At 41.9% G+C, this 26,111-nt stretch carries 21 protein-coding genes; 19 read left to right on the top strand and 2 right to left on the bottom strand.

The window, feature by feature from the left end:
- Positions 1-10 precede the first annotated feature (10 nt).
- Positions 11-1,021 carry an ABC transporter permease gene (locus BMW61_RS02405; protein WP_044958355.1) on the top strand — a complete coding sequence of 337 codons (1,011 nt, stop codon included), beginning with the start codon at positions 11-13 and terminating at the stop codon, positions 1,019-1,021.
- 4 nt (positions 1,022-1,025) lie between these two features.
- On the opposite strand, the gene BMW61_RS02400 is transcribed toward BMW61_RS02405, so the two are convergent.
- On the bottom strand, positions 1,026-2,054 hold the full coding sequence (locus BMW61_RS02400; protein WP_022760229.1) for a DUF3089 domain-containing protein: 1,029 nt from the start codon (positions 2,052-2,054) through the stop codon (positions 1,026-1,028).
- A gap of 208 nt (positions 2,055-2,262) precedes the next feature.
- Here BMW61_RS02400 and BMW61_RS02395 point away from each other — a divergent pair, with 208 nt between their 5' ends.
- Both BMW61_RS02395 and BMW61_RS02390 read left to right on the top strand, forming a co-directional pair.
- Positions 2,263-3,597 (top strand): MATE family efflux transporter, encoded by a 1,335-nt coding sequence (locus BMW61_RS02395; protein ID WP_175475069.1) that lies wholly within the window; start codon positions 2,263-2,265, stop codon positions 3,595-3,597.
- 55 nt (positions 3,598-3,652) lie between these two features.
- Positions 3,653-9,817: a non-ribosomal peptide synthetase gene (locus BMW61_RS02390; RefSeq protein WP_091819588.1), complete on the top strand. Its 6,165-nt coding sequence runs from the start codon at positions 3,653-3,655 to the stop codon at positions 9,815-9,817.
- Positions 9,818-9,894: 77 nt separating this feature from the next.
- Here the strand turns inward: BMW61_RS02390 and BMW61_RS02385 are convergent, their stop codons facing one another.
- The gene (locus BMW61_RS02385) at positions 9,895-10,851 is read right to left on the bottom strand and encodes a fibronectin type III domain-containing protein (RefSeq protein ID WP_091819587.1); all 957 of its coding nucleotides are present in this window, start codon (positions 10,849-10,851) and stop codon (positions 9,895-9,897) included.
- Positions 10,852-11,147: 296 nt separating this feature from the next.
- Between BMW61_RS02385 and rpmF the strand changes: the two genes are divergently transcribed.
- The 16 genes from rpmF (at position 11,148) to udp (ending at position 26,071) form a co-directional block, all read left to right on the top strand.
- On the top strand, positions 11,148-11,330 hold the full coding sequence (gene rpmF / locus BMW61_RS02380) for a 50S ribosomal protein L32 (RefSeq protein WP_022760225.1): 183 nt from the start codon (positions 11,148-11,150) through the stop codon (positions 11,328-11,330).
- Between the two features lie 247 nt (positions 11,331-11,577).
- Positions 11,578-12,588, top strand: coding sequence for a phosphate acyltransferase PlsX (gene plsX / locus BMW61_RS02375; RefSeq protein ID WP_022760224.1), 1,011 nt, complete (start codon positions 11,578-11,580; stop codon positions 12,586-12,588).
- A gap of 109 nt (positions 12,589-12,697) precedes the next feature.
- Entirely contained in the window at positions 12,698-12,934 is a 237-nt protein-coding gene (acpP, locus tag BMW61_RS02370; protein WP_022760223.1) for an acyl carrier protein, read from the top strand.
- Positions 12,935-13,027: 93 nt separating this feature from the next.
- Positions 13,028-13,720 carry a ribonuclease III gene (rnc, locus tag BMW61_RS02365; RefSeq protein ID WP_091819586.1) on the top strand — a complete coding sequence of 231 codons (693 nt, stop codon included), beginning with the start codon at positions 13,028-13,030 and terminating at the stop codon, positions 13,718-13,720.
- A gap of 1 nt (position 13,721) precedes the next feature.
- A complete protein-coding gene (gene smc, locus BMW61_RS02360; protein ID WP_091819584.1) occupies positions 13,722-17,279 on the top strand; it encodes a chromosome segregation protein SMC in 3,558 nt (1,185 codons plus the stop codon).
- On the top strand, positions 17,279-18,193 hold the full coding sequence (gene ftsY, locus BMW61_RS02355; RefSeq protein ID WP_022760220.1) for a signal recognition particle-docking protein FtsY: 915 nt from the start codon (positions 17,279-17,281) through the stop codon (positions 18,191-18,193). The genes smc and ftsY overlap by 1 nt, the downstream gene beginning before the upstream one ends.
- An 11-nt stretch (positions 18,194-18,204) precedes the next feature.
- Entirely contained in the window at positions 18,205-19,434 is a 1,230-nt protein-coding gene (gene ilvA / locus BMW61_RS02350) for a threonine ammonia-lyase (RefSeq protein ID WP_022760219.1), read from the top strand.
- A 3-nt stretch (positions 19,435-19,437) separates the two neighbouring features.
- Positions 19,438-20,313 (top strand): YitT family protein, encoded by an 876-nt coding sequence (locus BMW61_RS02345; protein WP_091819583.1) that lies wholly within the window; start codon positions 19,438-19,440, stop codon positions 20,311-20,313.
- Between the two features lie 5 nt (positions 20,314-20,318).
- The gene (locus tag BMW61_RS02340) at positions 20,319-21,407 is read left to right on the top strand and encodes a glycoside hydrolase family 25 protein (RefSeq protein WP_091819581.1); all 1,089 of its coding nucleotides are present in this window, start codon (positions 20,319-20,321) and stop codon (positions 21,405-21,407) included.
- A gap of 109 nt (positions 21,408-21,516) precedes the next feature.
- A complete protein-coding gene (ylxM, locus tag BMW61_RS02335) occupies positions 21,517-21,861 on the top strand; it encodes a YlxM family DNA-binding protein (RefSeq protein ID WP_026497379.1) in 345 nt (114 codons plus the stop codon).
- Between the two features lie 3 nt (positions 21,862-21,864).
- Complete coding sequence (gene ffh, locus BMW61_RS02330; protein ID WP_022760215.1) at positions 21,865-23,241, top strand: signal recognition particle protein; 1,377 nt, start codon at positions 21,865-21,867, stop codon at positions 23,239-23,241.
- A 110-nt stretch (positions 23,242-23,351) separates the two neighbouring features.
- Positions 23,352-23,594 (top strand): 30S ribosomal protein S16, encoded by a 243-nt coding sequence (rpsP, locus tag BMW61_RS02325; RefSeq protein WP_022760214.1) that lies wholly within the window; start codon positions 23,352-23,354, stop codon positions 23,592-23,594.
- 25 nt (positions 23,595-23,619) lie between these two features.
- Entirely contained in the window at positions 23,620-23,850 is a 231-nt protein-coding gene (locus tag BMW61_RS02320; RefSeq protein WP_022760213.1) for a KH domain-containing protein, read from the top strand.
- A gap of 58 nt (positions 23,851-23,908) precedes the next feature.
- Positions 23,909-24,688: a tRNA (guanosine(37)-N1)-methyltransferase TrmD gene (gene trmD, locus BMW61_RS02315; RefSeq protein ID WP_044958358.1), complete on the top strand. Its 780-nt coding sequence runs from the start codon at positions 23,909-23,911 to the stop codon at positions 24,686-24,688.
- A complete protein-coding gene (gene rimM / locus BMW61_RS02310) occupies positions 24,685-25,206 on the top strand; it encodes a ribosome maturation factor RimM (RefSeq protein WP_022760211.1) in 522 nt (173 codons plus the stop codon). Before trmD ends, rimM begins: the two co-directional genes overlap by 4 nt.
- 88 nt (positions 25,207-25,294) lie before the next feature.
- Positions 25,295-26,071, top strand: a complete 777-nt coding sequence (gene udp, locus BMW61_RS02305) for a uridine phosphorylase (protein ID WP_022760210.1) — start codon at positions 25,295-25,297, stop codon at positions 26,069-26,071.
- Positions 26,072-26,111: the final 40 nt, after the last annotated feature.

The following is a 26,111-nucleotide window of genomic DNA, read 5'->3' as shown; positions in this document are numbered from 1 at the left end:
GGGTAGAACTATGGCAATCGAAAAATATGAGGATGGTTTTACTGCGGAAGATTTTGAAGTGGCGGTCAGAACTGATGATATGGAGATAGATACTACCTTCTCGGGTGAAGGAAGGTTTAAAACTGCGCTCAGAAGATATAAGAGGAATAAGGCAGCAATGTTTGGGCTTATTACACTAACTATACTTGTTCTTGCCAGTATACTTATTCCTGCTCTTTCGGGAAAAGCGATAGATGCACAGAATCCGGATCGAAGCTTTGTAGCTCCTAAGATACCCGGAATTTTAAACGGCTCGGAGAGAATACCTTATACAACTGGAGAGAGAACAGTTAATAAATATGAAGAACTTTCCATAGATGACACGGCCTATTTATTTGGAACCGATCAGCTGGGAAGGGATCTGTTTTCGAGATGCTTCAAAGGCATGCAGGTGTCTCTTCTTATTGCCTTGGCAGCAGGCATGATTTCACTGGTTATCGGTATGAACTACGGAATGATATCCGGGTATATAGGTGGAAAGACAGATCTAATCATGCAACAAATAGTGGACGTGCTTAGCAGTATTCCCACCCTTGTGGTTGTAACGCTTTTGATGCTGGTATTTAAGCCCGGTATCAGTTCTATTATCATAGCTATTATGCTGACTGGCTGGATGGAGATGAGTATTATTGCCAGAGCTCAGGTATTTAAGCTTAAGGACAGGGAATATATTCTCGCTGCCAGAACACTTGGAGCGGGCGATTTCTTTATTTTGTTCAGGGAAATACTTCCCAATATTTTTGAATCCCTGGTAACTGAACTTATGGTGTCCATCCCAACGGCAATCTTTTTTGAAACTTTCCTCAGCTTTGTGGGACTTGGACTTCCTGTTGGAAGCTGCTCCCTTGGAAGACTTATTTCCGAAGGTTTTGATAATTGCCTGATCCACCCATATACACTTATTCCGCCTATGATTTTGCTTGTCCTATTAATGATATCGGCAAATCTTGTGGCAGAAGGACTAAAGGATGCGTTTGAGTAAGCTTTTATCTTTCAAGAAAGGCAGTGGTTCTTTTTTGTATATTATCCTGAAGATTAACAAAGAACAGGAAATTATCATAAAGATGAAGTGAGCCGGTGGGGAATATGGATAATCCTGCAGGATACTGATTGGTGTCAATTCCTGTGACGATCAAAGTACCTCTTTCGGGATCTATGTATGCGCCATAGGCACCAACTGTGCAGGAGGTTATCGCACCGGAAGAATCCTGCGTAACGCTGCCTTTATTGAGTTTTTTATCTGCCACTTTGCTGTCTGTTCTCCAGTTTAACGGATTGATGGAGAGGGCTCTTGTTCCTTTTGGAGTGATGACGCTGTCTGTTACATTCCCGTCTTCACAGTCATAGCTTATTACAACGCCTGTATCAAGCTCGCCTGTGGCAGGCTTTATCTGAGGGTACTTCTGTACCATATCCTCTGTCATATTCCAACCGATTGCATATACTGCCACAAGGTTATTTCTAAGAGATGTTGCCCTTTCACTATCTCCTCCATAATATTCCTGAAGAAGTCTGTAGCACATATCTGCGCCCTGTGAAAAGCCAGCAAGGATTATAGGTCTGCCGTTATTCTTGTGCTCAAGATAATATTTGAAGGATGCCGAAACATCTATATATGCATTGGCAAGTATCTTCTCCCTGGTTATCGGATCATATTCATAGGCTTTCAAAGCGGCCTGTCTGTAATAGGGTGCATACAGTTTTGCGGTATATGCATAGAGGGCCTGCTGTTGATTCATGGCATTTCTGAAGCTCTTTTTATATCCGGGCGTAATCGCCGAATTGATCTCACTTTTAACATCTACTGACGGTGCAACTATAAAGACGTCAACAGGTTTGTCATCGCCGATACCATCATATAGCCAGTTGCTGCTGTCTGCGTAATTAAGCGGACTGGTAAAAGGAAGGACGTTGACATTTTCAGCTGCTGTAACTTTTATATTGGCAGAAATAATAAATGATAGTGCTAGAACACATGAGAAAAGTGTAGAAAGAAACTTCTTTGTTGTAACCATTTTTCATCCTCCTGACATATGACAATTATTATTGCGAAAGTATATGAGACTATGGATATATTATGAGCCTTTTATTATTAAAAAACTTTGATTTTATAAAATTTTAATAAAGTATTTATCATAAAAACGATAAATTTAAGGAGCTAATCAGGCCTGCGTGTTGTAAAATTAATTTGTTACAGACAACTCTAAAAACGGGATGATTATTATGAAAGAAACCATTAAAATTTCCGATAAATTCACTCTGAAAAAAATGATTCTGTTTTCACTTCCCTGTATTGGAATGCAGCTGGTTGATAACACTTATCAGGTTGTCGACGGCTATTTTATTTCCAATTTTCTCGGTGAGGAAGTATTCGCTGCCGAAAATATGATATTTCCGCCTCTGGCCCTTTTGATGTCTTTGGGACTTGTGGTTGGAGCAGGCGGAAGCGCTATTATTGCAGCTTTGCTCGGAGAGGGAAAGGACGAAGAAGCAAGAAAGACAATGTCTATGCTCAGTGCTTTTCTTCTTATTTTTGGTACTATCGTGTCTGCGGTGGCATTTGTGTTCATGACACAGATCGCGAAAATAGTAGGTGCAACTGATGAACTTGTTCCGTATTGTGCTGCATACGGAAGAATACTGGCAGTTTTTATGCCTGCGGAGATGATGAATTATGCCTTTCAGGAGTACCTGGTTACTGCCGATGAGGGAAGGCTTGGACTGATTGTTTCTGTGGTGAATGCTGTAACTAATATAATACTTGATTTCCTGTTCGTGGGAATTTTGGGGTTTGGACTAACCGGTGCTGCTGTTGCAACGGGCATTGCCTGGTGCGTCAGCCTGGTTGTGGCGGTTCGCTATTTTGTTGATAAAAAGCATAACCTTCACCTCACTTCATTTAAGATTCATGTGAACTATATCGGACAGGCTCTGGGCAACGGATCCTCTGAGATGGTTGATGCTGTTTCTTATGCAGTTGTTGCTATTATTTTCAATAAGCGACTCATTACTCTTCTTGCAACAAGAGGCGTTTCTGCTTATGCCGTTACGGAATATGTAACCGGAATATTCTATGCTGTATTTATGGGCTTTGGTATAGCAATGATTCCTGTCTTCGGTTATAGATTTGGAGAGAAAAACTATGATGAGCTTACAAGGCTTCGTAATGAGGGAATAAAACTTTCTTTGATCTGGGGTAGTATTATGCTGGCGATATCTATGGTCTTTAGCCCTCTGATTTCACAGATATTTGTGGGATATGATACGGTTCTTGCAGATATGTCCACTTATGCACTCAGAGTTTGCGGAGCGGCATTTCTCCTTTCCGGAGTAAATATGTTTTCATCATCATTTTTTACAGGAATATCGGATGGACTTTCGTCTGCGATTATTGCTTTTACAAGAAGCTTCTTTATGCCGATAGTACTGGTTTATCTGCTTCCTTACTTATTTGGTAAAGACTCGATATGGTACACAGCTCTGGTGGCGGAAATTATTACTATCGTAATAGTGGTTATTCTAAATAAAACAAGATATAGGAAAGATATATCTGTATAACAGTTGGGAAATATGTAATGAGTCAGAAAAATGTAAAGATCGAGAGGTGCTGATAATGACAAAAGAGTATTCCAAAATGGTTTTTATTCCTGATAAGATCAAACAAAATGCGCAAAGTATACCTGATCAGACAGCTATTATTGCCAAGGATAGGATACTTACATACAGAAACCTTGATGAATTATCTGATAAGGCGGCTTATGGGATTCTTTCAAAGTGTGGTGAGATGGAAGAGGGTACCCCTATAGGACTTCTTCTTGACAGAAAATCTTATGTTTTCCCACTGGAACTTGGGATAGTTCGCGCCGGATTTGCATATATTCCAATGACTGATGAATACCCGGAAGAGAGAATAGCCTATTGCCTGAAAAATGCCGGTGCCGGGGTATTTATAACAACCAAAGAAATTCTTGACAGAAAAGATGGACTTAAGGATATGGATTTTCAAGTTCTCTTTGTTGAAGAACTTTTATCCTACGAAGGAGAACCTAAGGAACTTCCGAAGATAAAGGGAGACAGACTTACTCATATCATTTATACTTCAGGCTCTACGGGGGTGCCTAAGGGTGTAAGAAATACTGCCTACGCAGACGCGTATATAGTAAACACCAAGACAGGAGATTGCCCGATTTTTGAATATTACAATTTCAAGAAGCTTACTATGGCCGTGACCCAGATATCGTTTGTTATGTCGCTCTTAGACTATGCGATACTATATAACGGCGGAAGTGTCCTTTTTATTCCTGAAGAAGATTACAGGGATATGGAAGTGCTTGCCTCAAAGATGCTTGAATATGAGGTTCAGAGTGTTTTTGCTACGCCATCTTTTATTAAAACTTTTCTTGATGTAAAGGGAACAAAACCTGCTCTGGCAATTCTTGATATTCTGTTCCTGGCTGGAGAAGTCATGGATGAAAGTGTAATGGAGGCTGTCTTTAAGATTAATCCCTGGATTCACATAATTAACGGATTTGGCGCCACGGAATTAAATGGAATTTCAGTATGCAAGCTGTTTACCTCTGAGGATAGGAAGATAAGCATAGGAAAACCTCTGCCTATGGCTACAGCTTATATTGTAGACAGCAAAGGGGATAATCATAATCAGCTAAGAGTGGATGAAAACGGTGAACTTCTTGTTGCTTCACCTGCAGTTACTGTCGGATATCAGGGGAATAATGAGAAAAATAAGTCTTCATTTACGGTACTGGACGGAGAAAGATACTACAGAACAGGAGATATTGCATTTAAGGATAGTACGGGGGAATACCATCTTGTCGGAAGAAAAGATGATATGGTTAAGCTCCATGGGCAGAGAATAGAACTTGGAGAAATTGAGAGCGTATTGCGTGAGTTTGAGGGAGTTAAGCAGTGTAAGGTCCTTATGAGAAATAACGGGGCAGAGGATTTCCTTGCAGCCTTTTACACAGCTAAAGAGGAGTATACAAAAAATACACTTTCGGATTTTTTGAAGGTCAAACTTCCTGCTTATATGGTTCCTTCTGCTTTTGTCTATCTTGATGAAATGCCGCTTAATGCAAACAAGAAGATTGATCGTGTCAAGCTTCTTGAGATGCCCATTACAGTTAACAGAAGTGATTATGTTGCTCCGGAGACGGAACTTGAAAAAAAGATATGCAACCTGTTCGAGACTGTTCTATGTATGGATGGTCTTGGAAAGAATGCGGATTTCTTCGAATATGGAGGCACGTCTCTTAGTGTAACGAAGTTTTTATCCAAATTATCTGAAGAGGGATATTCTGTTTCATACGGCGATGTTAATGAACATCCCACTCCGGGGGAACTTGCTGATTTTATAGAGAATTCCGGAGACAAGCTAGGTATTCCACAGCTTGACAGGGATGAATATCCTCTTACGAAAACTCAACTTGGAATTTATCTTGAAGGAATTACGGGAGGGAATAAAGAAACATATACTATGCAGTATATGATGGAAGCGGCCCCTGAGATTGATGAGAACCGGATTATTGATGCCGTGCACAAGCTCTTCGATGCTCACCCTTCGATGAAATATATGATCAGATGCAGGGAAAATGAGCTTCCATATTCTGAGTTTGTCCCTGATGCCAAGGTGGAAGTACCTGTATTTGAAGGAAAAGATGAGGACAGACTTACATTTTTAAAAAGCTACATGCCGGTGGTTAAGGTACTTGATAATCTGCTGTTTAATTTTGCTGTTTATAAGAGTGAAAAGTGCTGCTATCTGATTCTTAGGACACACCTTATTGCATCGGATGCAACATCTATTAGTCTCATTATATCAGATCTTAACAGGGCTATTCATGGAACTGAGCTCCAAAAGGATGGATTCCTGGTTCAGCAGGCAGGCTTATATGAACAGTTGCTTCTTCAGAATGGTGCTCATGATAAGGCAGCAGATTATTATAAAAAACTATTTGCCAAAATGGATGGAATCGATCCGCTTGCAGGAGACCTTAACCATCCTCTTACGCCCGGTGTCAGTCAGAACTACAGATATGAACCAGGTACTCTTAAAGCAGAGACAGTTAAGAAATTCTGCCTTGAAAATCAGATAAGTGAAGGCGCCTTTTTCATGGGTGCTATGGCAATCCTTCTTGGAAAGTATTTATATTCCGACCAGGTTTCTTTCTCCATGGTTTATAACGGGAGATCATTAAGCGAAATGGAGAATACAATAGGCACTCTGATAAAGAGAATTCCTGTATACGGAGATCTTACCGGGGATAAATCCGTAAAAGACTTTCTGTCAGATGTAAGTAAACAGATCTTTGCCAATATGAGCAATGATATTTATTCGTTTGATGAGGTGTTAAAAAACTGTCCGGTAAATGAGGATGTGGAGCTCATTTTCCAGGGGGATCTTTTTACGGATAAGATGGGAAAAGACGGAGGAGAACAGCTCCTTAAGAGCAATTCTTACTTTATGGAACATTACCATACAGGCATGGTCACAGGCTGCATGTCGATTCAGCTGTTTTCTACCGATGGCTTCTACAACATGACTATTGAGTACAGAAATGAGAAGTTCTCCGAGAAGTGGATCAAGATCTTTGCCGATCATCTCTTTATTGTGGCAAAAGGGCTTCTTGAATGTGAGAATATCGGCGATATCGTGATGATGAGCGATGCCGAAAAAGAGAAGATTTCAGGATTTAATGAGACGGCTTTTCCTATTGAGTTTGTACCTGTGCATGAGCAGATTGCTGCCTATGCCAAGAAGTCTCCTGATAAGAAAGCGGTAATCTGTAACGGAAAGTCCCTTACTTTTAAAGAACTGGATGTGTTATCGGACAGCATCGGATGCTTCTTATCAGGCCTTGGAGTGGGAAAAGATGTGCCTGTGGGAGTTCTCCTGGATAGGTCGATCGATGTCTATGCCCTTGAAAATGGAATATTAAAGGCCGGTGGAGCTTTTGTGCCTTTCATTCCTGAGTATCCTGATGAAAGAATTGATTTTTGCATGAAGGATGCTGAGATTCCTATACTGGTTACATCCGGGGAAATTAAAGAAGCCAGGGAGGGGCTTTGTGACAATGGATACAAAGTGGTAACTTTGGAAGAAATAGTCGAGGCCGGTACCGGGAATGTTAATAAGGGTGCTTTCACTCCGTACAAGTCCGATAGACATGACCTGGCATATTGCATTTATACCTCCGGATCCACCGGGAGACCTAAGGGGGTTATGATTGAACATGGAAATATTTTCAATTACTGCCACAGAAATGAGAAGTCCGTTGAAATAATGAACTATGCTGATGAGGGCAGGGTATGTCTTGCTCTGGCATCATTTTCCTTTGATGTTTCCGTGGTTGAGCAGTTTGTTCCGCTTACTAACGGCAACACGGTAGTGATTGCAACTGAGGATGAGATACATGACCCTGAGCTTTTCGCAAAGCTTGTTAATGAAAATGGTGTAAACGGTATTACCTGCACTCCTACATATCTTTCAAGCCTTCTTGGGATACCGGTATCAAGGGATGCTATTAAGAATCTGACTTTCTTTGACATAGGCGCTGAGGCATTTCCTGCTCCTTTGTACGACAACCTCAGGAGCCTTCGAGATGATAGCGTAATATTGAACGTTTACGGACCTACAGAGTGCACTATGGGATGCTCTGCAGATGTTGTCGATGATCCCGCAAATGTAACGATAGGTAATCCTATAGCTAATACAGCCTTTTATATCTTTGACAAATTCGGAAATGAGTTGCCTGTAGGACTTAGAGGAGAACTGATCATAGCAGGTGACCAGGTTGGACGCGGATATGTGAATCTTCCCGAGAAGACTGCGGCTGCATTTTTCGAGCATAAGGGACAGAAGGCATATCACAGCGGTGATCTCTGTTCCTGGGCGGATAATGGTAAGGTTCGTATATTCGGAAGAATAGATAATCAGATCAAGCTTCGCGGCTTTAGAATCGAGCTTGATGAAATTGAGAAGGTCATGTCCGAATTTGCAGGAATTAAGGCAGCAGCTGTCAGGGTAATTAAGACGGGTGGCAAGGAATTTCTGGCAGGTTATTATTCCTGCGAAGTGGCAACCGGTGCAGACTCAGAGAACGGACCGGATATTGATGCATATAAGGAATTTATAAAGGGGAAACTTCCGGAATACATGGTTCCACAGGTATTCAGGCGGGTTGATGATATGCCGCTTACGGTTAACGGCAAGATTGACAGAAAAGCTCTGCCAGTTCCTGATGCTTCCGAGCTTCAGGCTGAATATGTCGCTCCCGAGAATGAGGTTGAGAAGAAGCTATGCGAGGCATTTGAGAAGGCTCTATCGCTTGAGACAGGCTCTATCGGTACGGCGGATGATTTCTTTGAACTTGGCGGAGATTCGTTAAAGGCGATGGCGGTTCTTTCGGAGGTTGCTATAGATGGACTTACCGCAGCTGACATTTTCCAGAAGAAGACTCCGAAGGAAATAGCTCTTGTTGTTAATTCCAGAAGTTCGATGGGAGACCCTGTAGAAATTGACGACAAGGCGAGAACAAAGACCTATGGTTTGTCTTCAATGCAGATTAAGATGGTTGATTATCAGCTCTATAATCCCGGTTCTTCGATGTGGAGCAACATGCATATACTGGTTCGATTTGGTAAAGAAATCGATGCCGATAAGTTATGCGATGCTGTTAACACGGCTATCAGGAATCATCCGGGCTTGTGTGTTGTTTTTGAGTACAATGACGATTGTGAGCTTCAGCAGAGATATGATCCTTCCATATTCCCGGGAGTAACTGTGGAAGATATTGAGGAGAGTGATATAGGCGGACTTGCTAAGACGCTTGTCGTTCCTTTTAGGAAAATCCTGAAATCCTGTTTGTTTAGAACAAGAGTATTCAGAACCGGTGAGCATAGCTACTTCTTCCTGGATGTTCATCACCTGCTTATGGATGGAGGATCACTTGGCGTGCTCCTTCAGGATGTGACAGATGCTTATTATGGAAGGGAGCTTAAAAGAGATTTCTATTTTACACTTCTTGAGAATGCAGCACTTGGGCGTGAAAAGGGAATCTACGATGCTGACAGGGAATATTTTGAGGCTCAGTACGGAAAGAATGCTGAGGGCTTTAAGATAATCGTTACACCGGATCATAAGTCCAATAAGAATTCTTCTGCCGGAAGAATGGTGCGTCTTGATTTTGATGCTGAGCAGGTCAAAAAGGCAGAGGAGAAATGGGGAGTTACTCATTCGTGTATGGCTATTACAAGCGCACTTGTAGCTTTGTCTGAGCATGAAAAAGAAGATAAGGTAATGTGCAACTGGATATATAATGACAGATTGTCTCCTGAAGCGGAGCATGCCGTAGGACTTCTTATTAAGAACCTTCCTGTGGGTGTTGATGTTTCGAAGTATGATAATCCGTCAGACCTACTTTTTGAAGTTAAACGCCAGATCGGAGAGGGCATAGCTCATTGTTCCTATGACTATTTCACGGGCTTTGATTCAGCATTTAATTCCGATCCAATGGAGGTCAATTTGCAGCTTGGAATTAATGCGGATGAGCTCGATGAACTGGGACCGGAATTCATTGAACTGGAGGATCCGTATTCTGCTGCCAGTGCACGCCTAGAGCTGGAACTTCTTGAGAATGAATATGGTGACGGCGGTTTTGATGCGGAACTCGAGTATGTGGAAGAGATATTTGATAAAGAAAATATTCTGACTTTCCACGATCTTTATGTGAAGATACTAGAGTCGATGGTGAAAGCTTAAATATTCAAAAAATAATGGGGCTGTTCAATGAAACAGCCCCTGAAATTATGTATTCAATATTCAGTTGTCAGTGTATGTTATTTCTTAAGTGTCATATATGTTTCGCCCTTGTGGTAGAAATACAGATAAGTTGAACTTGATCTTGTAGTCTTACCATTGTCGTTTCTGAAGGAAAGAACATAAACATAATAATCCTTGTTCTTCTTGAACTTCTTATTCTTATTGTCTTTAGACAAGGTTGCCTTTGTTGTGTTCTTATTCTTTATGGTCTTAACTTTCTTGAAGGGACCATTTCTCTTTGATCCAACATAAATCTCGTAGCCGTTTGCTCGAGGCTCTTTTTCCCATTCGATTTTAAGCTTGTTGCCTACTACGCTAATTGCATATCCGTCATCATTTTCTTTGAGCATAGGCTGTGCAAAGCATCTGTAAACTTCTGACCAATCACTGTAAAGTGTCTCATTGTCACTTTTTACAAATGAACGAATCTTAACGTCAAGCTTTGTAGCATCTTCGTCACAGTTATATGTGTACTTTTTCTCATTGGTTTCTTTCTTTACCTGATCAACACCATCGTTGAGAATGAGCTGATATCCGGTAGCATTTCCGTCGCACTCCCATGAGAAAACTGTCTTTTCATCGGAAGCTCTCCAATAGTCCTGCTTAATGTTTTTGGGTACTGCGGGTAAGGTTAGTACAGTGCCGGTAGCATAATCTATATACTCTTTTTTATCAGTAGATGTCTGAACTAATACCGTATATACTGTTCCGGGTGTGAGATTTGAGATGGTATAGGTGCAATTTGTTCCGGAAGTACCTGGAGTTATATCAGCCAGTTTGCTTTTTGCATCGTCAGCACTTGTGCCGACACCCAACTTGTATGTTACTCCTGCGGCAGACGGCCATAATACAGTTACCGAAGTGTCTGTTCTTGACTGCGTTGTTACAGCCTGTGCAGCTTTTGCCTTAACTGCAGGTACAAGCAGCAATGAGAGCATCATTGCGAGAGACAAATACTTTAATAGTTTCTTCATTTGGTTCTCCTCCTCATAGGAAAAATTTTATTTTATGAAATTCATTATAACACGAATAATTTATAAATAATTCTAAAAAAATGCTAAACTTTTAACGCCAATTGCTAATTATAATGGATGTATTTCCGTTTATAATTTTTTCATATTTATAATAGGTGGAAGAGACGGTGATAATACATTATAATTTTATCGTTGACAACTGCGGATTATATGCTTATAATACCAAGAGTGTGTTGAAAAATGCTAAATGACCATTTATGGTTCATGATATGAACGCTGTAAGGAGGTGTTACCGAATGTCTATCTGCCCGAAGAATAAGTCTTCCAAGGGTCACAGAGACCAGAGAAGAGCAAACTGGAAAATGACTGCTCCCACACTGGTTAAGTGCAGCCACTGTGGCGCGCTTATGCAGCCTCACAAGGTTTGCAAGAAATGTGGCTACTACAACAAGAAGAGCGTTGTGGTTAACGAGGATTGATTTTAATTATTTAAGCATATTTGGCCCGAGATCATTTTGGTCTCGGGCTTTTGCTATATGTAAAAGTTTTTTATAATTCGGTTCGTTGCTTTTTTTATATTTATTTAGTAGAATTTTTATGGATTATTTAAACTTATTTTTTATGCGGAGTCTTTTTTGTTGGCGTGCGTATTTTGTACGACACTACAAAAACGGACATCCGACAAGATTTAGTCAGATATAAACCGTGGTATATAGAGGAGGAATTATGGCTGAGCTTGTAAAAGTGGCGCTGGATGCCATGGGTGGCGACAATGCACCCGGAGAGATAATTAAGGGCGCCGTGGATGCTCTTGAGGAATCTGACAGACTTAAGATTTTTTTTGTGGGAAAAGAGCAGATAATTAAGGATGAACTCTCTAAATATACTTATGATGAGAGCAGAGTCGAGATAGTAAATGCAGAGGAAGTCATTGAGATGGCTGAGCCTCCGGTTATGGCAATAAGAACTAAGAAGGATTCTTCTATAGTTAAGGCTATGTTCCTTGTAAAACACGGTGAGTGTGATGCATATGTTTCTGCCGGAAGTACTGGTGCGACACTTGTCGGTGGTCAGGTTATTATAGGAAGAATTAAGGGGGTTGAGAGATCACCTCTTGCACCGCTTATTCCTACAGAGAACGGAGTGTCTCTTCTGATTGATTGCGGTGCCAATGTTGATGCAAGACCTTCTCATCTTGTACAGTTTGCAAAGATGGGTTCGGTATACATGGAGAATGTTTGTGGGATTAAAAATCCCAGAGTTGGAATCGTAAATATCGGTGCTGAGGAGGAGAAGGGCAACGCGCTGGTTAAAGAGACCTTCCCGCTCCTTAAGAATTGCCCTGATATAAACTTCATCGGATCGGTTGAAGCAAGGGATATCCCCTACGGTGTTGCGGATGTAATAGTATGTGAGGCCTTTACCGGTAATGTAATACTTAAGATGTATGAAGGCGTTGCAACTGCGCTCCTCAAAGTAGTTAAGAAGGGACTTATGAGTTCCTTAAGAGCAAAGATCGGAGGACTGCTTATTAAACCGGCGCTGAAGGATGCTTTGAAGGATTACGATATGAATCAGTACGGCGGTGCGCCCATGCTTGGACTTACAGGACTTGTTGTTAAGACCCACGGAAGTGCCAAGGCCGTAGAGGTTAAGAACAGTATTCTGCAGTGTGTAACCTTTAAGGAGCAGAATATTGCCGAGAAAATCAAGGAATCTATTTTGTCAGATACCTGATGTATAAAAAGTACTTGTAAAGGTACCGTGAATAGTATTATAGTTTTAGAACACAGATATGATATGCGTTTTTGATCGCATAATAATATGTAAAAAGGATGGAAAAGTTATGGAATTCGAAAAGCTTAAGGAAGTAATTGCCGGCGTACTTAATGTTGATGTAAATGAGATCACTATGGACTCAACCTTCACTGACGATCTAGGAGCTGATTCACTCGATGTATTCCAGATCATCATGGGCATAGAGGACGAGTTTGATGTGAAAATTGATGCAGAACTTGCAGAGAAGATCACAACAGTAGGCGAGGCGGTTGAGCTTCTGAAAAAAGCCAGAAATGAAGGCTGACAGACTATAATAACAACAATCAGGTGATATGGAGCAGAGCCCGCGATGTTTGCTTTGCGTCATATCACTTTGTTTGTTTAAGGAGAGAATATTATGATAGGCGAGAATGAACTTAACGAATTACAGGAGAGTATCGGATATCATTTTAAGGATAGTAATCTGCTTTTACAGGCGCTTACACACAGCTCCTATGCAAACGAGCAGAAGATAAATAAAAGGGGAGATTACGAGAGGCTTGAGTTCCTCGGAGATGCTGTACTTGAACTTGTTTCCAGTCACTATCTTTATAAGAAATACCCGGATAAGAAAGAGGGCGAGATGACCAAGATGAGAGCATCTATGGTCTGTGAGCCTGCGCTTGCATATTGTGCGAGCAGTATTCACCTTGAAAAATACCTCATTCTCGGAAAGGGCGAAGAGGCTACCGGCGGAAGATACAGGGAATCCATTATTTCTGATGTAATGGAAGCTATTATAGGTGCTATTTATCTCGACAGCGGAATTAAAGCTGCTATAGCTCATATTGAGAAATTTATACTGGACAATCCCGAAGAGAAGCAGATTTTTTATGACAGCAAGTCTGTGCTTCAGGAGATGGTGCAGAGAGACAACGGTTTGGAGCTTCGCTATGAAATTTGTGGCGAAAAAGGGCCCGAGCATGATAAAATATTCGAGTCTGCGGTCTATGTGGGCGATAAAAAATTGGGAGAGGGGTCAGGACGTACCAAGAAAGCGGCTGAGCAGAAGGCTGCATATCAGGCTATCCTGGAATTGAAAAAAGAGTAACATGTATTTAAAAAGCATAGAAATTCACGGCTTTAAGTCATTTGCAAATAAGATAAAACTGGAATTTCACAACGGAATATCAGGAATTGTCGGACCTAACGGTTCGGGTAAAAGTAATGTCGCCGATGCTGTCAGATGGGTTCTCGGAGAACAGAGAATCAAGCAGCTTCGTGGCGGCACTATGCAGGATGTAATCTTTGCGGGAACGGAGCTGAGGAAACCCCTTGGCTACGCTTATGTCGCTATAACGCTTGATAATTCGGATCATGCGCTTCCTATTGAATATGATGAAGTAACTGTCTCCAGAAGGCTTTACCGCTCAGGAGAGAGTGAATATATGATAAACGGCAACTCATGCAGACTTAAGGATGTTAATGAGCTGTTTTTTGATACCGGTATCGGTAAAGAGGGATACTCTATTATCGGACAGGGCCAGATTGACCAGATTTTGTCCAGTAAACCCGAGGACAGACGTAATCTATTTGATGAGGCTGCAGGTATTGTTAAGTTTAAGTCCAGAAAGGATACTGCTATCAAGAAGCTGGAGCAGGAAAAGCAGAACCTGACCCGAGTGAATGATATCCTTTCAGAACTTGAGAAACAGGTTGAGCCACTTGAGAAACAGTCAGAGGTTGCAAAGGTTTACTTAAAACATAAAGAAGAGCTGAAGACTCTGGATGTAAACATGTTCCTTTTGGAAAATGCGGCACAGAAGAAGAATCTCGAGGAGTCTGAAGAGAGTCTAAAGATTGCGACCAAAAATCTTGAAGAAGCAAAGGAAAAGTATGAAGATACAAAGATTAAGTACGAGCAGATTCAGGAAGAACTGGAAGCTATTGACCATGATATCGAAGAAGCAAGAGCAAAGATTACGGATACTTCTGTAAAACGCGAGAAGCTTGAAGGCCAGATCGGTATTATGAATGAGCAGATCAGATCTGCTACAAGTGATGCTGAACATTTTGAAAAAAGAAAAGCCGATGAAGAGCTTAAGATTTCCGAAAAGGAAAAGGAAAGAGATAAGGTTCTTGTCGTAAAGGGCGAGATAGACAAGGAACTGGAAGTCCTTTCCGCAGACAGACAGGAAGCAAGAAAAAAACTTGACGGTATCGTTGCGAACATTAGCGAGATAAATAATGAGATCGAGAACTGCAAGAGCAGGATAATCGAGACATTGTCGGAGCGTTCGTCAATCAAAGGTAAACTGAGTTCTCTTGATACCAGACAGGAACAGATAAATATCAGAAAGGCAGAGCTTACCGGAAAGCTTGTTAAGGCGCGTTCCGATGAGTCCATGCAGGAAGAAATAATCAAAAAACTTCAGGCGGAGTTTGATCAGATAACGGATGAAATCCGCAAAATGAACATGAAGCAGAAAGATTCGGAGAATGAGCTTGCGGGTATAAGAGATAAGCTTTCCGCAAAGGATTCGAAGCTCCGTGATGCACAGAACCTTTATACGCAGGAAAAGTCAAAGCTTGAAACATTAAGTAATCTTACCGAACGCTATGAAGGCTACGGCGGAAGCGTTAAGAAGGTAATGGAGAAAAAGGACGACAATCCTGGAATCATAGGTGTTGTTGCCGATATTATAAAGACTCAGCCCAAGTATGAAACGGCTATAGAGATAGCACTTGGCGGTAATATTCAGAATATCGTAACCGATGATGAAGAAACCGCAAAGGATATGATTGCTTATCTGAAAAAGACCAAGGCCGGAAGAGCAACTTTTCTTCCACTTACAAGTATTCGCGAACCTCAGGAGTTCAAGGCACAGGAAGCCCTAAGCGAAAAGGGTGTTCTCGGTATGGCGGATGAACTTGTTGAGACAGAGGACAGATACAGAAGTGTTGCGAAGGCAATGCTTGGAAGAATTGTTGTTGTCGATACAGTAGACAATGCGGTTTTAATCGCAAGAAAATACAAGTATACCATCAGAATGGTTACACTTGAGGGTGAACTTCTTGTTCCCGGAGGAGCCATAAGTGGTGGTACCTTCAGAAATAATTCCAATCTCCTCGGAAGACGCAGAGAGATGGAGGAACTTGAGAAAAATATCAAGAAGTGCAAGGAGGATATCGCTCTTTTCCAAAAGGAGATAGAGGATACCAAGAAGCGCAGAAATGAGTTGAGAGTTATCGTTGAGGAGACCAGAACTTCTCTTCAGACTAAATTCATAGAGCAGAATACAGCCAGAATCAATGTTGAGAATGAGAAGGAGAGACAGAATCAGCAGAAGGGTAATTACTCAGACCTGAAGGAAGAGAGCGCGTCAATCGAGAAGCAGATTATCGATATTGATGGTGAGCGTGAGGAGTACAAGAAAGCTCTTGAACTTTCTGAAAAAACCGAGAAGGATGAATCCGAGAAGGTTACTCAGTATCAGGCTAAGCTTGAAGCCTTGCATGCCGACGAAGAGAAAGAAGCTGAGAATGTTTCTTCCTGGGATATCGAATATGAGAAGATTTTGCAAAAGGAGACCTTTGAACAGCAGAATCTTGATCGTATAAACAGTGAGATAGCTACAGAGAAGGCGGCTCTCGATGAAATTCTTGCATCAATAAAAGAAAATAACGAGATCCTCCAGCAGAGGAAGAAGGACATCGAGGAGATAAAGCTTACAATTGAGAGTTCCAAGGATGTTCAGTCCGATGTAAATAAGGAGATGGAAGAGAAGCGTGCAAAGAAGGAAGAACTTACAGCTTCTCAGAAGAATTTCTTTAAACTTACAGAAGAACTGAATCAGACGATGAACGGGCTTGATAAGGAAGTTACAAGACTTGGTGCCAGATGTGAGAGAGCAAAGGAAGCTATAGAGACTCAGATCAACTATATGTGGGAAGAGTATGAGATAACATTAACCGATGCATCCTCCATGAGAGACGAAAGTCTCACCGATATGTCTGCGATGAAGAAGCAGATAGGCTCGTTAAAGGATGCTATAAGAAAACTCGGTGATGTTAATGTTAACGCCATTGAGGATTACAGAGTGCTCATGGAGAGATATACCTTCATGAAGACACAGCATGATGATCTTGTTACAGCCGAGCAGCAGCTTCGGGAGATTATCTCCGAACTCGATGAATCCATGAGAAAGCAGTTCATGGAAGAGTTTACAAAAATACAGTCAGAGTTTGACAAGGTATTTAAAGAAATGTTCGGAGGCGGTAAGGGTACGCTGGAACTTGTTGAGGATGAGGATATCCTTGAGGCTGGAATCAGAATCAATGCTCAGCCTCCGGGAAAGAAACTTGTTAATATGATGCAACTTTCCGGTGGTGAGAAGGCACTTGCTGCAATTGCGCTTCTGTTTGCAATTCAGAATCTGAAGCCGTCACCTTTCTGCTTGCTTGATGAGATTGAGGCGGCGCTTGATGAAAATAACGTAGTTAGATTTGCACATTATCTGCATAAGCTGAAATCAACCCAGTTTATTGTAATTACCCATAGGCGTGGTACAATGGAAAGTGCTGACAGACTCTATGGTATAACCATGCAGGAGAAGGGTGTGTCGACACTTGTAAGTGTCAATTTGATTGATAAGGAGCTGACGGATTAATGGCAGGTGGCTTTTTTTCAAGGCTTTCAAATGGCCTATCAAAAACTAAAGAAGGTGTTGTAAAGGGAATAAATAATGTCCTTAGCAACTTTTCAACTGTGGATGAGGATTTCTACGAGGAACTTGAAGAGACTCTCATTATGGGAGATATCGGAGTTAATGCTACCAGCAGGATTATGGACAAGCTCCGCGAGCAGGTCAGGGATAATCATATAACAGATACCTGGGCATGCAAGACACTCCTTGTATCCAACATCAGAGAGCAGATGAAGACTGATGACGATACCTATAAGTTTGAGGAAGATAAGACAGTTATTTTTGTTATCGGAGTAAACGGTGTCGGTAAGACGACATCTGTCGGAAAACTTGCTGCTCATTTCAGAAAGAAAGGCAAGAAAGTACTTGTTGCGGCTGCTGATACCTACAGGGCAGGTGCTACTGAGCAATTAAGACAGTGGACAGACAGGGCCGAAGTTCCGCTTATTTCCGGAAAAGAGGGAGCGGATCCCGCCAGTGTAATCTATGATGCTGTTGCTGCTTTCAGGTCGAGAGATTGCGACATTCTTATGATTGATACGGCCGGAAGACTTCATAATAAGAAGAATCTGATGGAGGAGCTTGCCAAGATGAATAGGATTCTTGACAAGGAGCTTCCCGGAATACATAGAGAAAACTTTATTGTTCTTGACGGCACAACCGGACAGAATGCTATATCGCAGGCGAGAGAGTTCGGTGAGGTTGCTGATCTTACCGGAATAGTTCTCACTAAGCTTGATGGTACGGCAAAGGGCGGAATAGCAGTTGCTATTGTGTCAGAGCTTAATATTCCGGTTAAATATATTGGCGTCGGTGAAGCTCTCGAGGATCTTGAGAGATTTAATTCCGACCAGTTTGTAGATGCATTATTTTCATAAGGAGAAGGGACATGTCTGAGAAAAACGAAAGCCTGACGCTTCCTGCATTCGAGGAAGCGTATGAGGATGTTAAAAAGGTAACTCTTGAAACAAAACTTATTTACAGTGACTATTGGAGCGCTGCCACAGGCAGTAAGGTCTATTTAAAGCCTGAGAATCTCCAGAGAACCGGTGCATATAAGGTTAGAGGTGCTTATTACAAAATATCTACAATGTCTGAGGATGAGAGAAAGAAGGGACTCATCACTGCATCAGCAGGTAACCACGCGCAGGGGGTGGCTTATGCAGCAAAGAGCTACGGAGTAAAGGCTACAATCGTTATGCCTACTTCAACCCCTCTTATCAAAGTGAACAGAACAAAGGCTCTCGGCGCAGAGGTCATTCTTCATGGTGATGTATATGATGAAGCCTGCGAGCATGCACTTAAGCTTGCGGATGAGCATGGATATACCTTTGTTCATCCTTTTGATGACCTTGATGTGGCAACAGGTCAGGGAACCATTGCTATGGAGATAATCAAAGAACTGCCTACAGTGGACATGATTCTTGTTCCCATCGGAGGTGGCGGACTTGCAACAGGTGTGGGTACCCTTGCGAAGCTCCTTAATCCCAAGATAAAGGTAATCGGTGTTGAACCTGCAGGTGCTAACTGTATGCAGGAGAGCCTTAAAAACGGTAAAGTTACAACTCTTCCTACAGTTAATACAATTGCTGACGGTACTGCGGTTAAAACACCCGGCGAAAAGATATTCCCCTATATCCAGCAAAACATTGATGACATAATTGCTGTTCCGGATGAGGATCTTGTCGTATCCTTCCTTGATATGGTGGAAAACCATAAGATGGTTGTGGAGAATTCCGGACTTCTTTCCGTTGCAGCGCTTAAACAGCTTGATGTTAAGGATAAGAGAATTGTCTGTGTTCTTTCAGGCGGAAATATGGATATCATTACAATGAGCTCTGTTGTCCAACAGGGACTCATTATGAGAAATCGTATATTTACAGTTTCGGTTCTTCTTCCCGATAAGCCGGGACAACTTGCTGCAGTGGCAGAGGTTATAGCGAAGACCAGTGGAAATGTAATCAAACTCGAGCACAATCAGTTTGTATCGATCAACAGAAGCGCAGCTGTTGAACTGCGTATTACTTTGGAGGCATTTGGCAGCGAACACAAGGAACAGATTATAAAGATCCTTGAAGAGCATGGTTACAGGCCGAAGCTTGTTCGCACAATTATTTAATTTATGGCATATGTAGAAAAGATTACCAGAAAAGGTACGGATTATCTCCTTATTACGTTCGGAGCATTCTTATACGCAATAGGGACCAGTCTGTTTAATGATCCTAATAATATTGCGCCCGGTGGTCTTACCGGTGCAGCTATCGTTCTGAACAGAATTGTGCCTATAGGAACGGGTGTATGGTTCATGCTTATGAACATTCCTATTCTTTTTCTGGCAATCTATAAATTTGGAATAAGATTTACGATTTCGACTGTTTACGCTACGGTAGTCAATTCTATTTTTACGGATCTTATCGCAAGATATGCGTCGGGGATTATCGTTAAGGATGTAATTCTCGGTGTGATATTCGGCAGTGTTTTTGTTGCCGTAGGAATCGGTATTACATTTAAATGCCACGCGACTACGGGCGGAACGGATGTTATAATAAAGATACTTAGAATTAAGTATCCTCATATCAAGACCGGTGTGCTTTTCATGATGATAGATATATTTGTTGTGAGCTTTGCCGGTGTTGTTTTAAGAGATATAAAAGTTGTTCTGTATTCATTCCTTGCTGTAATGATAACATCCTATGTTATCGACTTTGTTCTTTATGGTCGAGATGAAGCTAAGCTTATTTATATTATTTCGGATCATACAGATAAGATCACATCCAGACTTCTTAAGGAACTGGATGTCGGTGTAACACATGTTTTCGGACAGGGTGCTTACAGTGGTGAAAATAAGAAGGTTATACTCTGTGCTATAAAAAAGAGACTTTCTCCTATGGCGGAGGATATAGTCCGTGAGGAGGATCCTGATGCATTTATGATAGTTACAAGTGCGTCAGAGATATTCGGTGAAGGCTATAAGAGCTATTTTGATGAGCGGATATAATACTTATGAAGAAAACTGAAAATACCAAAAACAACAGCAAAATGGTTAAGAATACCAAGAATCTGATTTCGGTTATTTTCCTCAGCCTTGTGAGTCTTTTGGCGCTGTCGACCTGTATCGGACTTCTTCTTAGCAATGCTGCGATAAGAAGACAGGCTGATGCATCGCAGAGTGAGCTCGACGCGCTTGAGACGGAGGGGTATTACACTACTGCGAGAGCCAACCAGCTTATCGATCAGGCTGATGCAAGGGCGCGTAAGGAAGAAGGAGACAGGCTCAGGGACACCTTCAGAGGGAAGCTCGAAGAGGGCGACAGAATAGGTGCTATAAGAACCCTCTATCCTGATGAAATAATTACCGAATATGCAGGGCAGTATTATTTTACTCCTATAGATGAGTCGCTTCCCCTAAGTCCGCTGACAGAGGAGGATTTTCAGCTCCTTGAAGACGGAACTGTAAAGTATATAGGAACGGATGAGAGTCTGTCTGTTACTAAAGGAATTGACGTTTCCAGAACCCAGGGCGATATTGACTTTTATAAGGTTAAATCCGAAGGCATAGATTTTGTAATGATAAGAGTGGGACTTCGCGGTTCTGTCGAGGGCACTATTCTTGAAGATGACTATTTTAAGACAAATATAAAGAATGCTCAGAAGGCCGGACTGGAGGTCGGAGTTTACTTCTATTCACAATCAATTGATGCTGATGAGGCTGTGGAAGAGGCGGAATACGTCTTAAAACAGATTAAGAATTATGAAATTACTTACCCTGTGGCACTTGATCTTGAACAGACAAATTCATCGGATGCCAGGACCTCAAAGCTGACAAAGCAGATTTATTCGGAAATCGCCGATGCTTTTTGCGAGAGGGTAAAAGAAGAAGGATATACTCCCATGATAATGGGCGGTATAAGGACTTTTACAGAGTTCCTTGAGCCGGTATCGCTGGAAAAATATCCTGTATGGGTATCCTATTATGGATTCCCCCAATACTATCCTTATGACTATAGGATGTGGCAGTTTTCAAGAAATGGCGTTATTGATGGTATTGAAGGAGAGGTAAACCTGGATTTTTGTGTTATCCGTAAAGAATAAATGAAAGTAAAGTAAAAATACTTGACACTTTAAAATATATGCGATATTATATGCTTCGTGCGTATAGTATCGCATTTTTTGTATTGTTTATTATCTGTTTGGAGATACAATGGAGAGAATTGTTGAACAGGGGCTTTTGTATGACTTTTACGGCGAGCTTCTGACTGATCATCAGAGAAAAGTATATGAGGATGCGGTCTACAATGATCTTTCCCTTGTGGAGATAGCTGAAGAGTATGATATCAGCAAGCAGGGAGTTCATGACCTTTTAAAGAGATGCACCAATTCTCTTGAAGGATATGAGAAAAGACTTCACATGATCGAAAGAACAGACAGGATCAGACATCAGCTTGATGAGCTTGCGGGTGCTGCTTCTGACAAAGAACTTAAGGATGATGAACTTAGAGCGGTTGTCCTTAAGGCAATAGAATCAATTACAGAGGAGCTGTCATAACATATGGCATTTGAAAACTTATCCGATAAACTGCAGAATGTATTCAAGAATCTGCGCGGCAAGGGCCGTCTGTCGGAGGAGGATGTCAAGACTGCCATGAAGGAAGTCAAGATGGCACTTCTCGAGGCGGATGTTAACTTCCGTGTGGTTAAGTATTTTGTTAACAAGGTTCAGGAGAGAGCTGTCGGTGAGGATGTTTTAAACGGACTGAATCCTGCGCAGATGGTTGTCAAAATTGTTAACGAAGAGTTGACTGATCTTATGGGATCTGAGATCACAGAGATCCAGTTCCAGCCCGGTAAGAGCATCACTGTTATAATGATGTGCGGTCTTCAGGGTACAGGTAAGACGACTACCGCAGCCAAGATAGCAGGCAAGGTTAAGCTTAAAGGTAAAAAGCCTCTTCTTGTAGCCTGTGATATTTACAGACCGGCGGCTATTGATCAGCTTGAAATCAATGCCAAGAAGCAGGAAGTTGATTTCTTCTCCATGGGGACGGATGTCAGTCCTGTAGAAATTGCTAAGGCTGCAATAGAACATGCTGAGAAAAATAATGAAAATGTGGTAATTCTCGATACTGCAGGCCGACTGCAGATCGATGAAGATATGATGCAGGAGCTGGTGGCAATTAAAGAAGCAGTCACTGTTCACCAGTCACTTCTTGTTGTTGATGCCATGACAGGTCAGGCTGCTGTAGATGTAGCAGTTCAGTTCAATGACAGAATCGGCATCGATGGAATCGTCCTCAGTAAGATGGACGGTGACACGAGAGGCGGTGCGGCACTCTCTGCAAGACAGGTTACAGGCAAGCCTATTCTTTATGTTGGTATGGGCGAGAAACTCTCAGATCTTGAGCAGTTTTATCCCGACCGTATGGCCAGCAGAATTTTGGGAATGGGCGATGTGCTCAGCCTTATCGATAAGGTTGTAGAGACCAACCGTGAGCGCGATGAAGAAAAAGAGCGCGAGATGGCCTCCAAGATGAAAAAAGGTAAGATCGATTTTGAGATGTACCTTGAGTCCATGAAGCAGATGCGAAATATGGGCGGCCTTGGAGCAATTATGGGAATGCTTCCCGGAATGGGTAAGATCGGAGATGATCAGCTTCCCGATGAAAAGCAGCTTGCCAGAATGGAAGCCATAGTACTTTCAATGACACCGGCCGAGCGTAAAAATCCGAAGCTCATGAACCCTCAGAGAAAATACAGAATAGCTAAGGGTTCCGGCAATGATATAGCAGATGTAAACCGTTTCATAAAGCAGTTTGATCAGATGCAGAAGATGATGAAGCAGATGCCCGGACTTATGGGTAAAAAGGGCAGACGCGGACTTGGCGGTTTAGGTGGCCTTGGAAAGGGCGGCTTTGGTAAGTTCTTTTAAACAATTAGTTATGAGTATCCTGTAAGGATTTCATATAGACACATGATGATTGCGGAGAAATTCGTTTATCATAGTTAACATTTTTATTTATTAAATGGAGGATTTTAAAAATGGCAGTAAAAATTAGACTTAAGAGAATTGGTAAAAAGAAGGTTCCTTTTTATCGTATCGTTGTTTCTGATTCAAAGTTCCCTGTAAACGGAAAGTTCATCGAGGAGATCGGAACTTATGATCCTAACACAGATCCCAGCACATGCAAGGTAAATGAGGAACTTGCAAAGAAGTGGCTTGCAAACGGTGCTCAGCCTACAAATGTTGTTAGCAAGATCTTCAAGCAGGCAGGTATTAAGTAATCACTTTTTAACTAGGGGAAAATTCATGAAAGAATTGGTTGAAGTTATTGCAAAGGCTCTGGTTGAAAACCCTGATGAGGTCGTTGTGAATGAGAAAAAAGACGGCCAGACCATTGTTTTGGAGCTACACGTTGCACCTTCTGATATGGGTAAGGTAATCGGAAGACAGGGACGAATTGCAAAAGCAATCCGCTCTGTTGTTAAGGCTGCATCAACCAGAGAGAACCTTAAGGTTGACGTTGAAATCGTCGATTGATATGACTATGCCCGGGGCTGCAATTACAGCTCCGGGTATTTATTTTTTATGGAGAGTTATGAACTTTTATATAATGACATTATTCCCGGAAATGGTTATGGATGTACTTAATACAAGCATATTAAAACGTGCCATGGATAAGGGAATAATCACGGCAAAGGCAATAAACATCCGAGATTATGCAGACAACAAGCATAACAAGGTTGATGACTATACATATGGCGGCGGAGCGGGAATGCTGATGCAGGCACAGCCAATTTATGACTGCTATCAGGATATATTGAAGTCTATAAGAGAAGATAAGCCTGATTCGAATCCGAGAGTTATATATGTTACGCCTCAAGGGGAGGTTTTCAGTCAGTCAAAAGCTAGAGAACTTTCCTCGGAGGAGGACGTTATTTTTCTATGTGGCCACTACGAAGGAATAGATGAGCGTGTGCTTGAGGAGATAGTCACTGATTATATTTCTATAGGTGATTATGTGCTCACGGGAGGTGAGCTTCCGGCCATGGTAATGATTGATGCTGTGGCAAGACTTGTTCCCGGAGTTCTTAACAATGATGAATCTGCGGAGACGGAATCTTTTGATGACGGACTTCTTGAATATCCGCAGTATTCAAGACCGGAAATCTGGATGGATAAGAGGGTTCCGCCGGTTTTACTCTCGGGTAATCACGCGAATGTAGATGTATGGCGTTTTCAGAAGTCGCTTGAAAGAACAAAAGAGCGAAGGCCGGAACTTTACGACAAATATGTAGAGGAACATCCGGAGCAGTTTACACCCAAAGCGATAAAGAAGAGAAACAAGATTCTTGATAAAATTAAGGAGCAGACATGACAGAATATTTTCAGGTTGGCGTAATTGCCTCGACACATGGACTTAAGGGTGAAGTTAATGTTTTTCCTACCACACAGGATCCGGAGAGATTTCTTGATCTGAAAAAAGTAATCCTTGATACCGGAAGAGACGGAAAAAAGGAGCTTACGATAGAGAGAGTTCGTTTTAACAAAAAATTCGTTATCGTAAAATTCAAGGAATTCAATGATATTAATGAGGTTGAACGCCTTAGGCAGAAACCGCTTATTGTTCGCAGAGAGGACGCCATTCCCTTGGAAGAGGGTGAGTACTATCTTGCGGATCTCGAAGGAATGAAGATTGTTGATGAGGATGGAAAAGAGCTCGGTATTTTGCAGCAGGTTATTCAGACCGGTTCCAATGATGTTTATGAAATGAAGCGCACCGATGATCCTGATGCAGAAACAGTCATGATTCCGGGAATTAAAGAATGCGTTAAGAATATTGATATAGAAAACGGGATTATGACCATACACGTAATGGATGGTTTGTTTGATTGATGATCGGGCAAGTGCTGAAATGAAATTAGCGGTTAAGCTGTGCAGGTGGTATAATTATTGTAGCTAAATTCATAAGGAGGAAGCGGTTATGGTAGATTATACTGAAGGTGCCGGATATCAATATCATATTCATCTTAAAGAAGGTGATGTGGGCCGGTATGTTATTTTGCCGGGTGATCCGGGAAGATGTGAGAAAATTGCGGCCTATTTTGATGATGCGAAGCAGGTTGCTTATAACCGTGAATATAACACCTATACCGGTTATCTTGACGGAGAGAAAGTAAGTGTTGTTTCGACCGGAATAGGAGGAGCATCAGCATCTATTGCAGTAGAGGAACTTCACAAGATAGGTGCAGATACTTTTATAAGAGTTGGAACCTGCGGTGGAATGCAGCTTGATGTCATGGGCGGAGATCTTATTGTCGTTAACGGCGCTATAAGAGCGGAAGGAACGTCAAAAGAATATGCGCCGATTGAATATCCTGCGGTTGCTACATTTGATGTAACACAGGCACTGAAGGAGTCTGCCGAGAAACTTGGCATAAGACATCATGTCGGTGTTGTTCAGTGTAAGGACGCTTTTTACGGACAGCATGAACCTGAGACAAAGCCGGTATTTTATGAGCTTGAGAACAAGTGGGAAGCATGGAAAAGATGTGGATGTCTTGGCTCTGAGATGGAATCCGCAGCACTTTTTATTGTGGGACAATGGCTTCGCGCAAGAACGGGTGCTGTAATGCTTACAGTTGCCAACCAGGAGAGGGCTAAGGCCGGGCTTGATAATCCTCAGGCACATGATACGGATGCGGCTATCCGGGTAGCTATAGAGGCACTAAAGAAGCTGATTGCCAAAGATAAAGCTTGACTTCGCGAGCAAAATTATGGTATTATTTCATAGTTGCGAA

This window comes from Butyrivibrio sp. ob235 (assembly GCF_900109475.1).
In the GTDB taxonomy this organism is placed as follows: Bacteria; Bacillota; Clostridia; order Lachnospirales; family Lachnospiraceae; genus Butyrivibrio.
This window is presented reverse-complemented; position numbering and strand designations above follow the sequence as displayed.

Excerpts from the sequence above, each read along its gene's own strand:
- BMW61_RS02385 (WP_091819587.1), bottom strand. The coding sequence starts at position 10,851 with ATGAAGAAACTATTAAAGTATTTGTCTCTCGCAATGATGCTCTCATTG.
- BMW61_RS02320 (WP_022760213.1), top strand. The coding sequence starts at position 23,620 with ATGAAAGAATTGGTTGAAGTTATTGCAAAGGCTCTGGTTGAAAACCCT.
- smc (WP_091819584.1), top strand. The coding sequence starts at position 13,722 with ATGTATTTAAAAAGCATAGAAATTCACGGCTTTAAGTCATTTGCAAAT.
- rpmF (WP_022760225.1), top strand. The coding sequence starts at position 11,148 with ATGTCTATCTGCCCGAAGAATAAGTCTTCCAAGGGTCACAGAGACCAG.
- ylxM (WP_026497379.1), top strand. The coding sequence starts at position 21,517 with ATGGAGAGAATTGTTGAACAGGGGCTTTTGTATGACTTTTACGGCGAG.
- ilvA (WP_022760219.1), top strand. The coding sequence starts at position 18,205 with ATGTCTGAGAAAAACGAAAGCCTGACGCTTCCTGCATTCGAGGAAGCG.
- plsX (WP_022760224.1), top strand. The coding sequence starts at position 11,578 with ATGGCTGAGCTTGTAAAAGTGGCGCTGGATGCCATGGGTGGCGACAAT.
- ftsY (WP_022760220.1), top strand. The coding sequence starts at position 17,279 with ATGGCAGGTGGCTTTTTTTCAAGGCTTTCAAATGGCCTATCAAAAACT.
- trmD (WP_044958358.1), top strand. The coding sequence starts at position 23,909 with ATGAACTTTTATATAATGACATTATTCCCGGAAATGGTTATGGATGTA.
- BMW61_RS02405 (WP_044958355.1), top strand. The coding sequence starts at position 11 with ATGGCAATCGAAAAATATGAGGATGGTTTTACTGCGGAAGATTTTGAA.
- rnc (WP_091819586.1), top strand. The coding sequence starts at position 13,028 with ATGATAGGCGAGAATGAACTTAACGAATTACAGGAGAGTATCGGATAT.
- BMW61_RS02390 (WP_091819588.1), top strand. The coding sequence starts at position 3,653 with ATGACAAAAGAGTATTCCAAAATGGTTTTTATTCCTGATAAGATCAAA.
- BMW61_RS02340 (WP_091819581.1), top strand. The coding sequence starts at position 20,319 with ATGAAGAAAACTGAAAATACCAAAAACAACAGCAAAATGGTTAAGAAT.
- BMW61_RS02345 (WP_091819583.1), top strand. The coding sequence starts at position 19,438 with ATGGCATATGTAGAAAAGATTACCAGAAAAGGTACGGATTATCTCCTT.
- BMW61_RS02395 (WP_175475069.1), top strand. The coding sequence starts at position 2,263 with ATGAAAGAAACCATTAAAATTTCCGATAAATTCACTCTGAAAAAAATG.
- ffh (WP_022760215.1), top strand. The coding sequence starts at position 21,865 with ATGGCATTTGAAAACTTATCCGATAAACTGCAGAATGTATTCAAGAAT.
- udp (WP_022760210.1), top strand. The coding sequence starts at position 25,295 with ATGGTAGATTATACTGAAGGTGCCGGATATCAATATCATATTCATCTT.
- BMW61_RS02400 (WP_022760229.1), bottom strand. The coding sequence starts at position 2,054 with ATGGTTACAACAAAGAAGTTTCTTTCTACACTTTTCTCATGTGTTCTA.
- acpP (WP_022760223.1), top strand. The coding sequence starts at position 12,698 with ATGGAATTCGAAAAGCTTAAGGAAGTAATTGCCGGCGTACTTAATGTT.
- rpsP (WP_022760214.1), top strand. The coding sequence starts at position 23,352 with ATGGCAGTAAAAATTAGACTTAAGAGAATTGGTAAAAAGAAGGTTCCT.
- rimM (WP_022760211.1), top strand. The coding sequence starts at position 24,685 with ATGACAGAATATTTTCAGGTTGGCGTAATTGCCTCGACACATGGACTT.